The sequence below is a fragment of the Carboxydothermus pertinax genome (genome assembly GCF_001950255.1).
In the GTDB taxonomy this organism is placed as follows: Bacteria; Bacillota; Z-2901; order Carboxydothermales; family Carboxydothermaceae; genus Carboxydothermus; species Carboxydothermus pertinax.
Window position 1 is genome coordinate 1 of sequence record NZ_BDJK01000023.1, and the last position, 15,930, is coordinate 15,930.

The window sequence follows — 15,930 nt, forward strand, 5'->3', positions numbered from 1 at the left end:
TTCCAATTTTATACACTTATGCTATTTCATGTTATTTAACGCTATTAATAGCTAAATTTTTTAAGTACCCATATTGACATAGAGGGTCTAAAATGATTATTCACTTGGTTTTTCGCCTAAAGTTACTTCTAAGGTATATTTTTTACCTTCGCTTAACCGGTATACTTCCACTTTAATTTTTTGCCCGGGTTTATATTTAAACAGTTCATCGGTCAGTTCCGCCATGGTGGTAATTTTCTTGCCGTTAATAGCGGTAATAATATCCTTGGCCCGAATTCCAGCTTTAGCAGCAGGTCCACCTCCAACCACCCCTTCAATATAAATTCCCTGGGGTAAGTCGTAATACTGGGCTTCTTGCTCGGAAATCTCCGCTCCTGCTATCCCAAGCCAGGGGCGGGTGACATACCCTTTATTAATAAGCTGTTCTATAATGGGCTTGGCCTCGTCAATGGGAATCGCAAAGCCCATCCCCTCAAAGCCAGATAGGGAGATTTTAGCCGAGTTTATCCCCACAACCTCCCCCTTGGCATTGCAAAGAGGACCTCCGGAGTTTCCCGGGTTTATCGCCGCATCGGTTTGGATAAGCCTTAAACTTTTTTCCCCGGTTTCATAGGTTAAAGTACGGTTTAAAGCACTGATAACCCCTACAGTAACACTTCTGGCAAACTCTTTCCCCAAGGGATTTCCAATGGCAATGGCAAGTTCCCCAACTTGCAGGGTACTGGAATGGCCCAAAGTTGCCACCGGCAGGTTTTTAGCATTTATCTTAATTACCGCTAAATCCGCCCGGGGGTCAGTACCTACTATTTTAGCTTTCAATTGCCGGCCATCGGCTAAACTTACATACAGTTCATAAGCGCCTTCAACCACGTGGTTGTTAGTTACTATATAACCATCGGGAGAAATAATAAATCCCGATCCGGAGCCCTTTTCCTCAAGTCCTCCCATGCCAAAGAAACCTCCTGGCGCGATATTGGAAATTCCCACCACCGCCGGTGATACTTTTTTGGCCACTGCTACTACCGGGGAATAAATATTTTCTCCAGACTTAACCTCAGGCGTTTGGGGAAGAGAGTACTCCACTTTGGCTTTTTCCGTTGGAAAAAGTTTGGGGTAAGCATAAATACCTGCCATACTTCCAATTAAACCAGCAATCACCGCTACCACTATTAGAGTAAACCACGAAGGCCGATGTCTTGGCGGTTCATCCATACGGTACTGATACATGTTAAATCCTCCTTCTTCCAAATTTTTTCCCTAATACTACCAGAATATATATTAATACACCGTTAGCCACAATGGTAGCACCCGGCGGCAAGTTTAATAAAAATGTAATAAAAAGGCCAACGCCAGCCATAACAACACTAGCCGTTATTGCCCAGATTATTACTTCCGTAAAGGAGCGGGAAAGTTCAATTCCAATTAAAGCTGGTAACACTAAAAAAGCTCCAGTTAACATAGCCCCTACCGCTTGAATGCCTCCGGCAATTACTAGAGTGGCTAAAATCATTAAAAAAAGCTCTATAAATTTTCCTTTTATCCCCTGACTTTTGGCCCCGGCTGGGTCTAGCGACAGAAGCAATAAATGCCGGCTAAAAAAAAGCATAAATAATAAGACTCCAAAAAAGGTAAATAAAGCCCAAATTAAATCTTGTTTTCCAACAAAGAGAAGGCTTCCAAACAAGTACTGTCCTAAGCTTTGCCACACTTCCCCTTTTAGGGACGCTAAAATTATTGCCAGGGATAAGCCCCCTGCGGAAATTAAAGCAAGGTTAGCATCGGTAAAAGCGTTTTCTTTTTGCCGTAGGGTCTCAAGGATCAGAGCTCCGGTTAAAGCCGCTACAATCCCGCCAAAAAGGGAAGAAAAGCCAAAAAAAATCCCCATAGCTATTCCTATTAGCGAAAAATGAGCTAAGGTATCGGCTAAAAGGCTGTACCTTCTTAGCAGTAAAAATACTCCCACCAGGCTTCCTTCAACTGCTAGTAACGCTGCAATTAATAAACTATTCTGGACAACATTCAACTCCAAGATCCTTTTCCTCCCCTGCAAGATACCGGTCTTTGGCTCCAAAATACAAAATTTGCTTTTCCAAATGGAGTATTTTATTACCTAATATTTTTATCTCTCTTGGATCATGGGTAACCATTAAGACAATAGTATTTTCTTTGAAAAAATTATTTAAAACCTGGTACAATTCCTCCCGACTTCTTTGATCAAGGCCGCTGGTTGGCTCATCCAGTAATAATAAATCAGCCTTACCTGCTAACGCCCGGGCAATGAACGCCCGCCGTAACTCGCCGCCAGAGAGGTTCCCTAAGAGCTTTTTCCTTTTAGCTAATAAGTTGGTTGCCTTAAGCGCTTTCTCAGCTATTTCCCGGTCTTCTTTAGAATAAAAAAGCTTGGGTTTTCCCTTTAATGTTCCGGTTAACACCAATTCTTCAACGGTTACCGGAAACTTTATGGTTTGGGGAAGTTTTTGAGCAACGTAACCGATTTTATGGTTAAAAGTATTGATATTCCCAGCATAGCTAATCTCACCGGTAATTGCCTTTAAGAGGGTGGACTTCCCCGCTCCGTTTTTCCCTAAAACTAAAAGAAAATCTCCATCTTTTAAGGAAAAGTTTATATTTTTTAAAGAAAGCTCGTCGCCATAATTAACGGTAAGGTCTTCCACTAATAGCCCCAAGTTCAATCATCTCCTCCTAAAGTCAGGCGCAAAGTTTCAATATTTTCCTGCATTAATTGAAGATAACTTTTACCTTTTAAGGTTTCGTCGACTCCTTCTAGAGTATAAAGGGGCATAAACTTTACTTTATAGGACCGGGCAACCTTTTCCGCAAGTTTTTTGCTAAAAACAGGATCAAAAAATACATATCCCGTTTGTGAGGCAGAAAATTCCTTCATAAACTTCTCAATATCACCGGGAGTCGCTTCGCTTTCCTTCCCCACCAATAGGGATATTTCTTCAAGACCATAATCCCTGGCAAAATAGCTAAAAGCTCGATGCAAGGTAAAAATTTTCCGGGATTTTATATCTGAGGTAAGGTCCACCATTTCTAGATGAAGTTCGTACAATTTATCCGCAAGTTTACGATAATTTTCCTCGTAGTAACTTTTATTTTCAGGATCCACAGCAATTAAATTATCCTTAATTGCCCCGGCAATTTTGCGGGCATAGATGAGAGAAAGCCAGTAATGGGGGTCGTTGCTCTTTTGTGCCCCAACTACACTTTCGGCTTTGACTACTTTTACGCCACCGAGGAGCTTTACTACCTTTTCTGCCCAGGGTTCAAGGCCTCCCCCATTCAGGATAATAAGATTTGCTTTTTTAAGGGTAAAAAGGTCCGAAGGCTTTGGTTCAAAATCGTGAGCATCAGTTCCGGGAGGGGATAAAATTACCACCGAAGCTTTCTCTTGGGCAATTTCCCGGGCAAGTTCACCATAAGGATAAATGGTAGCTACTATAAGAGGCTTGCCATTCTCTACCGAAGAAGTTTTAACAACTGAACAGCCGGTAAAACCCAAAAAGGTAAATATTAAAAGTAACGCCAAAAAACGCTTCATTTCTTCCCCTCCTCGCAGGATTTACACTCTCCAAAAAGTTCAAAACGATGATAGGTAATACTGCCAATCTTTTTTGAAAGCTTTATTTTACTTTCTTCCATTGGACAGCTTTCTAAGGCAACTTTTACCCCACATCTAAGACAGGTAAAGTAATGGTGATGCTCACCGGTATTTAGGGAATACCGGGCAACTCCGTCGGGTGCCATGGTTTCTCCCAATATACCCAGCTGGCAAAACAGTTTTAAGTTTCGGTAAACGGTGTCGTAACTAAAACCTGGATAAATCGGCCGCAGAAATTCCGCCACCTGCCGGGCGGTATAGCTTTTATTATCGGCAAATATCTTTAAAAGCGCCTGCCGCTGGGGCGTAATCCGTACTCCTTTTTCTTTTAAAATCTCTACAGCTTCTTTGATGTTCATCGTACACTCACCTACATCGTAATTATTCCTATCTAATAATTAAACTACACCTATAAAATTCCCAAGTCAAGGGGATTTTATACCCGCTCTAAAAAGATACCAGAAGTTATTGTCGGCTTTCAGCCAACAATACCGGTAATAATAGGGACTGTCCCCAATTTACTACTTTATTCCTCGTCGTCGGGATGGTTTTTGTCCATTTGCCGGCGAAGGCCAAGCATAATAAGGATTATTCCCAAAACCCCGGTTGTATAAACGAGAAGATATTTTAAGCTTGCGAGTTTAGGAAGGCGAAATCCCTGTTGCCAGAGGATTATTATAAATAAAATTCCAAAGACTCCAAAGTACAACATCGTAAAAATATTTTTCTTTTTCATCATCTCACCCCTTTTATCGTAATGGATTTTTTGGGTTTTTAAAAGGAATTTTGGCATATACTTGCATATTTACCCACTGAAAGCTAAAACAGTTATTAGTTTACCGCAAGATTTTCTAAAAAAAATAAACCCCCGGAATTTTTCTACCGAGGGTTTTAAGATTAAAGAGTTTATTACTTTTTAGTGAAAACCAGGAGTTTACTTCTTTTTGCTGAATAGCCAAGGTTTTTCCAGCTGTCGGTGGTCATCACTACCCTACCGGTATCGCTGTGACAGTCAATGCAGGTTAAAGCTTCATCAGCCGGTAAAACTGTATGGTCCATTTGCATTAAGCCAAAGAATTGGTAATATCCACTCATATTAAAGGGCGTAAACCCCTTGGAAGTCGAAGTCATTGACATCCGCGGATTGGTCATAATATTTTCGTTTAGCATTTTAGAGTATATCATTTGCGCGGTATATCCGTCAAATTTAGGTACTTTCTGGTCGCCAAAGTAGATTTGATTGTTCATATCAAACGCTGGCATAAACAAGGTCTTAAGTTTATAGATACCTTGATACACGGACTGGATAATGTCGCCGGTTTCTGCGTAGTTCTTTTTATCAAAGGGCAGCATAAACGGGAAATTTACAAAGTCTTTACCGATAGCTTTAAAGTAAACATTGCCAAAGGCCATTGGTATTTTGATGTTTACCCGGTGGAACGGCTGGATTTTGGCATAGAGGTTTTGCGGATAATTCATTTTGCCCATATCGCCTAAAAGTTTTCCTTCGTCAAAGATATCGCCTATCGGGCGAACACCAAAACGCATCATGTGCTCGTAGTCCTGCTGCTTGAAGTTTAAAGTTGGGGTACCGAAGCTTCCCTTATATTCGTGGGAATTATTGTTATAAAGGGATTGATCGGTCCAGTTATTAAACACATAATCCTTTGGTTCATAAATGCCATCCGCTGTTTCTCTTTCAGGATTGCTAAAGTCTCTGTAATCTAAGCCATAATCTTTGCTAATGTGGCAGGTGCGGCAGTCTATCCGACGGGTATGGTCGTTTATCACAGCATTAGCATGGACAGTTCCGGTATGGCAGTCGGTACACTGCTTAGCCCGGTTGCCATCATTGGGAGTGTAGAGATCGGGCATGGGGCCGATGACAAACTGGTGCTTATTATAAACACCCTGACCAGTTGTGTCGCTAATCGCCGGAGTCCAAGCTCCGCCGGAGTGGCAGTCAACACAGGAGAGCTTATCATCTTTTAAGTGCACATCAAGACTGTGCCAAAAACCTCGCTTGTAAGCAGGGCCATCCGCCGGAAAGTCGTGGCAGACCGCACAGCCGTTGGCGGTTGGTTTCTTGTACACTGAAGCAATGGCTGTTAAGACTTTTTGTTGATAGTCAGTAATGCTTGGATCCTGACCGTTATAAACTTCGCCCACGGTGTAAATGGTGGCTTTACCACCTTCTATTTTAACATTTCGAGCTGCACCCTTATTGACATAGTATTGGTCGGCATGGCAGAGGAGGCAATCGATGTCTTTGACGTAATCAAGAATAGCAGCATCTACGTCACCGGAAATTTGATTAAAGAGACCATTGTTGTAATTGGGGTCAGCAGGACCCGATTTCTTGCCGTAGCCAATATGGCAGCGACCGCAACCGGCAGCCCGGGACTTGCCATCAGTCCCATTCCAGCGACCCAAGAAACTCTGGAAGCCAAAGGTTTCCGGAGCGCCACAGAGGCGGTTGTACATGCCAAACTGGAGCTGCCCCGGGGCAAAGCCGAGTTCTCTGAAGCCCTCGATCCGGGCAAGACCGGAATTTTGCTTGGCTGCATTGTGAAGATTATCCTGGTTCATGTAGAGGTCGTAGGGCAGTTTGGGATTACCCCTTTGACCAAACTGGTAAGCCATCCAGAAAACGGTATCGCCGTTTTTGGTAAAGGTGCGGTTTAAGTAGTGGTTGGTGTAGACGATGTTTTTAATGGAGTTCCATTTATCTACAGTAGCATTTTTCCCGTGACAGGTTAAGCAAAATTCGGCTGCTGTACCTGTAGGATTATTCTGTACCCAGGTAAGAAAAGAAGAAGTTAAATCACTATGTTTAGAAGTATTTGCTATCGCCGATGGCTTGGAAGCAGCAGTTTGCCGGATTAATCCCGCTGTTACAATCGCATAAGCAGCATCAGCCCGGGTGGCAAGGGCGTTGGGGTAAGCATATACTTTAGTTCCTGCTTTTTTGGTTATGGGGAGATAACCTTTTTCTACCGCCCAGGCTAAGGGTTCACTTCCGTTAAAATCAATAATATTAATCCAGTTGGCACCTGTGGAAGAGGTATTTAAAAGCCTCATGATATAATACGCCAGCTGGGCCCGGGTAAAGGTTTTGTTATCATTGGGAATAAGGCTAATATCATTTAAATTGGAAGCTCTTTGCAGCGCTTGCCGGAACTCAGCGTTAGTAATAGGTTTACTGGGGTAAAATTTACCTTTAGATAAAGTAAACACATTTTTTACTATAGCATAGTTAACTACCTTTACATAGGGAAGTTTATTTATATCGGATGCTTTAATGGTGTAGTGGCAGGTAGTAGAGCAGTTAACCGGTTGTCCAGTCATGGGGTCTCCTGCAAATTTACGATAACCAAAAGCAGTTACAGCAGTAAGGGCCAAAGTTACAAGCAAGACAATTATAAACAAGCTAAGTTTTTGTTTCTTTTTCACTTTCTTTCTCCCTCCTTTCTTATCTCATACCGGGCATATCGGATTCAAAAGCGGTAAAGCTGTGGAGAATGACTTCAGTGCCATCATTCCGGGTGATTTTGGGCATAAAGTAGGCAAAGTCAAAAGCCGCTCCAGTATCGTGGCAACTGCCGCAAAGGGCGTTGGGCAAGTATTTAAGCTGTCTTAGGATGCCGTTTTGGTCAGAAATCATGCCGTGAGGGTTGTGACAGGTAGAGCAGTACATCCCACCTTTGTTGTAGTGCTTACTGTAAACAAATTCGTTTACCTGGCTCATGGGCTCGGAGAAATAAGTAATGGTTTCCGTTACATCGCCAAAGTCATAGCTTACATTTTCGTTCTTGGTACTACCCTGGCTATGGCAGCTACTGCCGCCACAGGTATTTACTTTTGCCGCTAAGGTTGTGGTTTTGCCGGGGTTTATTATATTCCGGCTGTTGGGTGCTTTTACGTGTAAGCTTCCGTTTCCGTGGCAATTTTCGCAGCCTACGGCGTTATTAAAGTGACTGGTTTCCTTCCAGCCGGTATAATATTTCGGGTGACAGCTCTGGCATTTGTCGCTGCCTACTGCTACTGCTCCAGTGTTGTCTTCGGTGGTAGTAGTGTTTAATGTAACGATTTGCCCGGTGTTGGCGTTGTAGCCTTCAGCGCCGGGTCCTTTCCGGTGGCAGGTCTCGCAGGTGCCCATGTTCGGTGCCCGCTTTAAGGCAGAAGAACCGGCTATTTCTACCATGCCGCTTTCGCCCACCTGGCTCCAGTAACCGTATACTTTGGAGTTAGTGCTGTCCAATAACGTTCTCGTCCAGAACTCTTTGCTGGTACCGTGGGCATAATGGCAGGTTAGGCAGGTCATGACATCGCCGTTACTCCGCTTTTCGTAGACCATGTTGGTTAAGGGTAAGTAAGCTTTAAACTCGTCCACTTTAAAGCCGACCTGGTGGCGATAAGCTTCGGTGTACTGGCCGGTTAATTTGTCTGAAGAGCCGGTGCTGGTATCTATGTCTCCCGTATCGGTGTTGTAATCGGTGTGGCAGGCTCCGCAAAACTGGTTAATACCAGCGGTGTGAACTATCTGTTCCCCGGGCTCTAGGTAATTTTTAACTTCCATTTTTACCTGAAGTGCCGGGTAGAAGTAGGCATATACTACCGTTGCAGTGCCGTTTATTAATTTAATCTTGGTTTCCCCGCTGTTGCCGTCTAAAAGATAGTCTATTCCTTCGGTTTTTAGCTCACCATTAACCCAAACCTGGGTTCCTTTGTTGTACGGATAGCTTCTTACCCACTGGTAGTGATTGCTGTTTTCGTAATAGCCAGTGGTGTTGTTGTAAATATAAGCGATATTGCTCATGTAATTTACATAGCTGTAAGCATTGACGTTGGGGTTTAAGATCCGGGCATTACCGCCCAAGCCGTGGGGGCTATGGCACGATTCGCAGCCAAAAGTGATATCCCAGGCAGTGCCGGCTTTGTCCTGAGTGCTGTAGCTTTCATAGTTGCCGGTGATGTTACCGCCAGGAGCGGCAAAAATCTGGACTGCTCCGGTTACTAAGTGGTTGGAAAGGGAAGTTTCACTGCCGTTTCCAAACATACCGCCGTAGGTGGGTTTACCGGTATTGGCGATATAGCCTTCCTCCACGTTATAAGTCGTACTAATGGTACCATCGTGGCAGGCCATACAGGTGTCGTATACCGTTCCCCACTGCAATAAGGTTTGACCTACTGCGGTGTGGGTAGCATGGCAGGCGGCACATGCGTCGGTGTTTTTAGAATAGTTGGTGTGAATGCGGTAATTGGCAGGAGTTTGCTCATTGGGCAAATAAATTTCATTGGGATAATATGTCTTCCCATCGGGGTTAAATTTACTAGCCATGCCGGCATTGGTATATACATTCTTTACGGTTGGCGCGTAAGTATCGCCAGACATAAGCTGCGCCGCCATGGCCGTTGACCCGTACAGCACCAGGGCCAGCATCATTACCAAAATTAGCGTTTTTCGCTTCAAGCTTTTTTCCTCCTTTCTTTATAGCGAGCCCGGATTTGCCTTTATTTCCTTCTACCCCCCTTTCCGTGGCCGTTTATCCGGACAGGCAGTATATTTTTATGCTATTAATTTGCCATAATGGAAATTTTTTCCTTTATATTTTCTTTTAAAAATTTTTATACATATAAAAAACATTAATGACAATAAAATTTGATTTAACCCTTTTTTTCTTTAATTCTCAAGTTTTAGATAGTTTTTTTATGATTTTCGTTGTATATATTCTTTTTCGTTATATAAGTTATATCTATTTTATCTAGTTAAATATACAAAAAATGCGGGGAAAACCCCGCATTATAACACCGTATTTGCCAATCTTTACTTTAGGGAAAACCGGCTTCATTAAAGGTAAAAGAGTGTAGGCGAATTTCTAAGTTACTACCTGCCGATCTAAATACCAATGGCATATAATTTCCCCAATCAAAACTTCCCGCAAAGGTTCCCAAGTCGTGGCATACTGCACAGAGGGCATTAGGACGGCATTTTAATTCGTATGTTTGCCCGCTCTTTTCGGCAATTACTCCATGGGGATTATGGCAGGTAGTACAGACCATTAGGCCAACATTAAAGTGTTTGCTGGCGTAAAATTCACTCACCTGAGGTTTTGTACTGTTATTAAAGATTTCAATGCTATCGGTGATATTGTTGTACGTGTAGGACAAAATGGACTGAAGGCTGTCATTTATATTCCCATGACAGCTACTACCGGCACAATAGCCAATTTGTTCTTTATAAGTTTTTTCACTGATGCTATCTATAAACGCTCCTGAAAGCGATTTTACATGCTCACTGCCGCCGGTATGGCAGTCCTGGCAGTCTACCGGATCTCCTGCAATTGTTGCATGTTTTGTTCGCTGCCACCCGGCATAAATTTTATCATGGCATTTTTGACAGAGGGTGTTATCAACCCGGGTCAGTGGAAAAGAAGGATTTATAGCAGTATCACGGTCATTACCCGGCGTACTTCCCAAAGAATTGGTGGTATACCCTTCCGAGGCGGGACCTTTACGGTGGCAAGTTTCGCAGGTAGCCATATTGGGAGCGCGTTTTAAAGCAGAAGAACCGGCTATTTCCACTAAGGGTAATGCATTTTGACTATCGTAATTTCCCCAGTAGCTTTTAGCGGCAGGAAACCAGTTTTTATTCTGGCTATCTTCTAAAGTCTCTTGCCAGAATTCCTGGCTAACCCCATGGGCATAGTGACAGGTAAGACAGGTCATGTATTTTTTACCGTCTGCCCGAAGTTCATAAACCATGTTGGAATTGGGCAAATACTGCTCAAAATCCGCCACATTAAATCCTACCTGGTGGCGGTAGGCTTCGGTATAATGGCCATTTAAAATATCGGCAGCGCCATTGGGTTCGGATTTCGAACTATCTTTATATACATTTTCGGTATTGTAGTCGGTATGGCAGGCTCCACAAAAAGCGTTTATACCTTTAACATGAATAACGGTTTCAGTTTCGGAAGTTTTGGTCTTTTCTCCGTCAAGGTAGTTTTCTATATTCATAGCAACTTGAAGGGCCGGATAAAAGGATGCCGTTATATTGCTAGGGTTACCATTTAAAACTATTACTTTTGTATATCCAGCGGTATTATCAAGCCTATAATCAATACCTTCTACTTTTTCTACCCCATCAAAATATACTTTTGTTCCTTTTAGGTAAGGATAGCTCCGTACCCACTGGAAGGCGTTTTTCTCGGTAGGGTTAAAACTATTGCCCGATGACAAAGCGACCCAAAAACTTTCACTGCCCGAAACTTTTGTTAAAGGAAAGTTGGTTTTATGATTTACCAGACTATAGGCGTTGACATTGGGATTTAGGATCCGGGCATTGCCGCCAAGACCGTGGGGACTGTGGCACGATTCGCAGCCAAAGGTAATATCCCACCGTTGGCCCTGCCCCTGATCGGGAACGCTGTACTGCTCGTAATTTCCTGTAATATTGCCGCCGGGCGCAGCAAAGATTTTTACCGCTCCGGTTACTAAGTGATTGGAAAGGTAAGGCTCATTTCCCACCCCAAACATTCCGCCGTAAGTGGGTTTACCACCGGCTCCAATCTCCCCTTTTTGCACATTATAAGTGGTAGAAATAGTCCCATCATGACAGGCCATACAAGTGTCATAAACGGTGCCCCACTGGAGTAAGGTTTCCCCTACTGCAGTGTGGGTTGCATGGCACGCCGCACAGGCATCGGTATTGCGGCTGTAATTGGAATGAATGCGGTACTGAGCAGGATTGGTTTCGTTGGGAAGGTAGATCTCCGCAGGATAAAAGGTGGAACCATCGGCATTAAAATACTTGGGCGTTGGCCCGTAGTCCTGGCCTACTCTTACCTGGGCAGCAAAGGCAGTCGATGTTACAACCCCCAGGATAAGTCCGAAGAAAAGAAAAAATATAAAATTTCGCAAAAAAACTCCTCCTCTCGGGTTTTAGCACCGGGAAGTTTCCTTTTTCACCCCCTTTTCCCCCGGTGCCTTATCTATTGCCAAATTTTTTACCCGAGAGTATATATATTGAGAAATTTTTCAGGATATTACTTCAATCTGGTAAGAATTTTTAAACAGGCAAAAAAAGAGTCGGCAAATGCCGACTCTTTTGAAATCCACATTAACACCCAGAACAACCGGAACAGCTTTTTCCGCTGCAACCCGAGCTTGACGACCCACTCTCTTCTCCCCCAGAGGACTTACCCATTATCATGAAACCAGTTAAACGCTGGGTTAAATTTTGGCTTCCACATTTTGGACAGGTAACGTTTTCTTTTTCAGAAATTGCACACCTCACCGTAAAAAGCTCTCCGCAATTATTACAGCGAAAGTCATACGCTGGCATGATAGATACACCCTCCTTCAAACACCTAATTTGGGGAAAGTTCTGTATTTTACGTCTATACGTCAATAGAAGAACCATCCCTGGATTTTATTTGCGGCGGATGCGGCCGGTACCGCCGACTACAAGGTTACTTATGAGTAAAGTGGGCTGGGCATCAGAAACGGGAACTCCCTGGCCGTCTTTGCCACAGGTACCGATAGACCAGCCAAGGTCTTTACCAACGGCCAGCACATTGTTTAAAGCTTCCGGGCCGTTTCCGGTTAAGGTAGCCCCTCGAACCGGTACGGTAACTTGCCCGTCCTCAATTAAGTACCCTTCGGATACTTCAAAGACAAAATCCCCGGTATTGGTGTCTACCTGCCCGCCGCCCATTTTTTTCACCAGAAGTCCTTCTTTAACTTCCCGAATAATCTTTTCCGGATCGTCTTCCCCAGGAGCTATATAAGTATTGGTCATCCGGGAGATTGGTTTATGCTGGTAAGACTCTCTCCGTCCGTTACCGGTTGATTCCACTTGATCTTTTTGAGCAGTAAGCCGGTCGTACATATAGCCGGTTAAGATCCCCCGGTCGATTAAAACATTTTTCTTGGTTTTATTGCCTTCATCGTCGTACGGTATAGTCCCGTATTTGCCAGATATTGTACCGTCGTCCACCACGGTAATTAAATTAGAAGCTACCTTTTGCCCCATTTTTCCAGCATAAACACTCATTCTTTTTTGCACTATGTCCGCCTCAAGACCATGGCCGGAGGCTTCGTGAATCATTGTCCCTCCAGCTTCCCCGGCCATCACCACCGACATCTCTCCTGAAGGGGCAGGTTCGGCAGAAAGCATTTTAAGCGCCCGCTCTCCAGCTACCCGGGCTAAGCTTTCCACGTTATTTTCCTGAAAAATTTCAAAGCCTTTAGTAGTACCAATGGCATCGTATCCCGTCTGGATAACTCCATCCTTTTCCGCCACCGCCTGAACGGAAAGCCGTACCCGGGTCTTTTCCATTTCAACGTAAGTACCTTCGGTATTGGCTACAACTACTTTGGCTTCCACTTCACCGTAACCCGCCTGAACCTGGCGAATTTCCGGGCCAAGTTTACGAATTTCTTCATCAGCAATTTTTAAAAGTTTAAGTTTTTCCTCGGCCGCCACTTCTTCCGGCTTAATTTTTATTTCGTTTTTAGCTACTAATGGGTTTTTCAGGGCAATAGTTTCCTGTGCTCCGTTTAAACCTAAAGTTGCCACCCGAGCAGCTTTTAAAAGGGCATCTAAAGATAAGTCATTGGTATAGGCATAGGCAGTTCTGCCCTTTTCGTCAATAACCCGTATCCCAGCTCCAGCTTCAAAACCCTGAGACACTTTTTCAATTTTCCCTTCTTCTAAGACCAGCCCAAAATTATTTTTCTCCTCAAAATAAATTTCCGCAAAAGGAGCACCTCGCCTAGCTGCTTCCCGTAAGACCTCATTTATCGTAAATTTATCCATTAGTTTTTTCCTCCTTAATTTCTCCAATTAAAGATTCTCCTTAATTAACATTATATCCTTTTTTCTCAAAAATTAAATAAGAAAACCTCGCTTCACTTTGGCGAGGTCATTTTACCAAAGGTATATCATTTAAATCAGTACCATTTCCAGGTAAGTTGTATACTTTTCCCTCTGCAGAAGTATTTGGAGTAGTTGGGGGTAGCGGTATTGTTGGGGGTAAATTGTATACATTGCCCCCGATGGTAGCAGGAGTTGAAGGAACGTACAGCGGCCGAAAAGGGTTATACTTCCCGGTAGATATTTTTTGGTAATTTTGGACAACTATGGACCCCGAAGGATTCTTGGCCGAATAAATCGCAAGGGTAAAGGCCGCATCTACCTTCCCCGTTGCATCCCCCGGTACCGCGGTAATTGTTAAATTCCTTATTTCCGCAAGATCCGGAAAATTCTCCAAAGCCTCGAGATAATCTAAAACTTGCGGATAATACCCTTCCACTTTAAGCTCTATGGGAAAGTCGTAATAGTAACTTTTATCTACCACCGTTCCGGGCTTGAATTCCAGAAGCTTTACGTCCTTAGCCTTAGCCGAAGAAATAATCTTGATAAAGCCCGCACCGTCTTCTAAGCTAAAGTCAAACTCCGCTTCAATATCTTTTAGTTCCTTCGCCAGCTGCTCTTTATTTTTCACCTCAGTCGCTAAGACATTTTCAATTCCCTGCAGACGTTCCCATTCAGCGTTAACTGTAGCCAATTCAGTTTTCAGGTCCTGATATTTTTGCCAGTTGGGCATAATTGCATAATTATACAGCAAATAAAAAACTGCCAACCCTAAAGCCACTCCTACCAAAATCCGTTCCCGCGGAGCAAGTTTTTCCCAAAACGGCATCGCACCACTCCTTACTTCAAAATAGCCTTAATGGTAAAGTCGTAGTTACCAGTAATATTTCTTACTGTCTGCACTAAATTTACTTTCGCAAAGTAGGGAAGATTGTAAAGGTTATAAGTAAAGATCCCAATTTCCTCAGAGTCCCGGGAAACTCCGGTCAGCGCTAGTTCCCGGGAAGCCGGATCGTATTTTACTTCTGTAAGCCAGGTATTGCGGGGAATGTTAAGATTTATATCGGTCAAAATAACTGTAAAGACAATCCGTCTTTGCTTTAATTCTAAAAATGCTTCCTTTTCCCGGGCTAAACGGTCAGTTTCATTCTTAACTTCATTAACTTTCTGGGCTACCTTTTGCAGTTGAATTAAATTTGCTTTTTTAACTTCCAAATCCTTCTCTAAATAATAAATCCGAATCATAAAACCAATAGACAAAAAAATTATTATGGTAACTAACGCCGTCACACCAGCTAAAATCCCGAGCTTCCTGGTATCAATTTCAACATCCTTTTTTAATTCCGGGGGCAGAAGATTAGCTTTATACATCCCTTTCCACCCCCCATAATCCTAAACCATAGGCAACGGTTAAAGCAGGATCAAGCTTTTCTTCCGCCACTGGGATAAAGGTTAAAGTTTCAATATTAAGCTGACTTTCAAAAAGCTCCGTCAAACCTTTTAACTTGCTTCCGCCGCCGGTAATTAAAATCCTTTCAACACTATTACCCCTATCCTGGGTACGGTAAAAATCAATGCTACGCCGAATTTCATTGATTAATTCCGAGGTAGCCTGACGAATGCTAATGTCAATAGTTAACTTTTCCTCATCCAGCACCGACTCCTCAAGGGCAATTAATTCTCCCTTCTCTTCCTTTAAACGTTCCGCTTTAACAAAATCAAGGTTCATATTGGCTGCAATCATTTGGGTGATGGCATTTGCTCCCCATTTAATTGAACGGACAAATTTTAAAATTCCGTCTTTGACGATAATTAATAAGGTATTGCCAGCTCCTATATCCACGACCGCCACCGGTATTTCCGGATTTATTTGGGAAAAAACTCCCCGGTATAATGCCAAAAAGGGAAGGTCAACCACGTCTAAGTTAAAACCCGTTGAAACCACTGTATCGTAAAGGGTCATTATTACATCCCTGGGAGCAGCTGAAACCAAAACATTCATTTGTTTGGAGCCGTCATCCGCTTCAAAGTTTTCTAAAATTACCGACGCCAGCACACTGTCTTTCACCGGTATCGGTAAGTACTGCTCCGCTTCCAGCGCTAAATAAGCATTTAATTCCTTTTGATTCATTAAAGGGACTTTTATGATGCGCGAAATAATTTTACTGCCGGGCAAGGTAGTAATGACCTTGGCATTGCCGATACCCAATTCTTTTTTGGCAGAATGGAGAAATTTGGGGAGGTATTCCCGCACAATATCGTCACTGTAATCCACCGGCATTGGAAAAGTTATACTGCTTATAATCTTTGGCTCGTTCTTATCAGCTTTAATTAAAACCGCTTTAAAATAGCGTACTCCCGCATCAAAGGCTAGAACATACCGCTTTCTTTCCAGAAATTTTTTAAAAAAATTAATCATCGGGCG

General features: G+C 43.2%; 15 protein-coding genes. All 15 read right to left on the reverse strand.

Annotated features, from left to right (window positions below; genetic code table 11):
• Window positions 1-96: 96 nt before the first annotated feature.
• On the reverse strand, window positions 97-1,227 hold the full coding sequence (locus tag cpu_RS07455; protein ID WP_075859400.1) for a S1C family serine protease: 1,131 nt from the start codon (window positions 1,225-1,227) through the stop codon (window positions 97-99).
• Window position 1,228: 1 nt separating this feature from the next.
• Complete coding sequence (locus cpu_RS07460; protein ID WP_075859401.1) at window positions 1,229-2,029, reverse strand: metal ABC transporter permease; 801 nt, start codon at window positions 2,027-2,029, stop codon at window positions 1,229-1,231.
• Complete coding sequence (locus cpu_RS07465; RefSeq protein ID WP_077177240.1) at window positions 2,004-2,693, reverse strand: metal ABC transporter ATP-binding protein; 690 nt, start codon at window positions 2,691-2,693, stop codon at window positions 2,004-2,006. The genes cpu_RS07460 and cpu_RS07465 overlap by 26 nt, the downstream gene beginning before the upstream one ends.
• Window positions 2,690-3,565, reverse strand: a complete 876-nt coding sequence (locus cpu_RS07470; RefSeq protein ID WP_075859402.1) for a metal ABC transporter substrate-binding protein — start codon at window positions 3,563-3,565, stop codon at window positions 2,690-2,692. Before cpu_RS07470 ends, cpu_RS07465 begins: the two co-directional genes overlap by 4 nt.
• A complete protein-coding gene (locus cpu_RS07475; protein WP_075859403.1) occupies window positions 3,562-3,984 on the reverse strand; it encodes a Fur family transcriptional regulator in 423 nt (140 codons plus the stop codon). The genes cpu_RS07470 and cpu_RS07475 overlap by 4 nt, the downstream gene beginning before the upstream one ends.
• Window positions 3,985-4,151: 167 nt before the next feature.
• Window positions 4,152-4,361, reverse strand: a complete 210-nt coding sequence (locus tag cpu_RS07480) for a hypothetical protein (RefSeq protein ID WP_075859404.1) — start codon at window positions 4,359-4,361, stop codon at window positions 4,152-4,154.
• Window positions 4,362-4,534: 173 nt separating this feature from the next.
• Window positions 4,535-7,078: a cytochrome c3 family protein gene (locus cpu_RS07485; RefSeq protein WP_075859405.1), complete on the reverse strand. Its 2,544-nt coding sequence runs from the start codon at window positions 7,076-7,078 to the stop codon at window positions 4,535-4,537.
• Window positions 7,079-7,097: 19 nt separating this feature from the next.
• On the reverse strand, window positions 7,098-9,098 hold the full coding sequence (locus cpu_RS07490) for a cytochrome c3 family protein (RefSeq protein WP_077177241.1): 2,001 nt from the start codon (window positions 9,096-9,098) through the stop codon (window positions 7,098-7,100).
• A gap of 359 nt (window positions 9,099-9,457) precedes the next feature.
• Window positions 9,458-11,548: a cytochrome c3 family protein gene (locus cpu_RS07495; RefSeq protein ID WP_075859406.1), complete on the reverse strand. Its 2,091-nt coding sequence runs from the start codon at window positions 11,546-11,548 to the stop codon at window positions 9,458-9,460.
• Between the two features lie 117 nt (window positions 11,549-11,665).
• Window positions 11,666-11,806 carry a hypothetical protein gene (locus tag cpu_RS13790; protein WP_200800659.1) on the reverse strand — a complete coding sequence of 47 codons (141 nt, stop codon included), beginning with the start codon at window positions 11,804-11,806 and terminating at the stop codon, window positions 11,666-11,668.
• Window positions 11,748-12,050 (reverse strand): FmdB family zinc ribbon protein, encoded by a 303-nt coding sequence (locus cpu_RS07500; protein ID WP_369688862.1) that lies wholly within the window; start codon window positions 12,048-12,050, stop codon window positions 11,748-11,750. The genes cpu_RS13790 and cpu_RS07500 overlap by 59 nt, the downstream gene beginning before the upstream one ends.
• Before the next feature lie 9 nt (window positions 12,051-12,059).
• Window positions 12,060-13,448: a TldD/PmbA family protein gene (locus cpu_RS07505; protein ID WP_075859408.1), complete on the reverse strand. Its 1,389-nt coding sequence runs from the start codon at window positions 13,446-13,448 to the stop codon at window positions 12,060-12,062.
• 106 nt (window positions 13,449-13,554) lie between these two features.
• Window positions 13,555-14,334: a type IV pilus inner membrane component PilO gene (locus cpu_RS07510; protein ID WP_075859409.1), complete on the reverse strand. Its 780-nt coding sequence runs from the start codon at window positions 14,332-14,334 to the stop codon at window positions 13,555-13,557.
• Between the two features lie 11 nt (window positions 14,335-14,345).
• A complete protein-coding gene (locus cpu_RS07515; protein ID WP_075859410.1) occupies window positions 14,346-14,876 on the reverse strand; it encodes a PilN domain-containing protein in 531 nt (176 codons plus the stop codon).
• On the reverse strand, window positions 14,869-15,924 hold the full coding sequence (pilM, locus tag cpu_RS07520; protein WP_075859411.1) for a type IV pilus assembly protein PilM: 1,056 nt from the start codon (window positions 15,922-15,924) through the stop codon (window positions 14,869-14,871). The genes cpu_RS07515 and pilM overlap by 8 nt, the downstream gene beginning before the upstream one ends.
• Window positions 15,925-15,930: the final 6 nt, after the last annotated feature.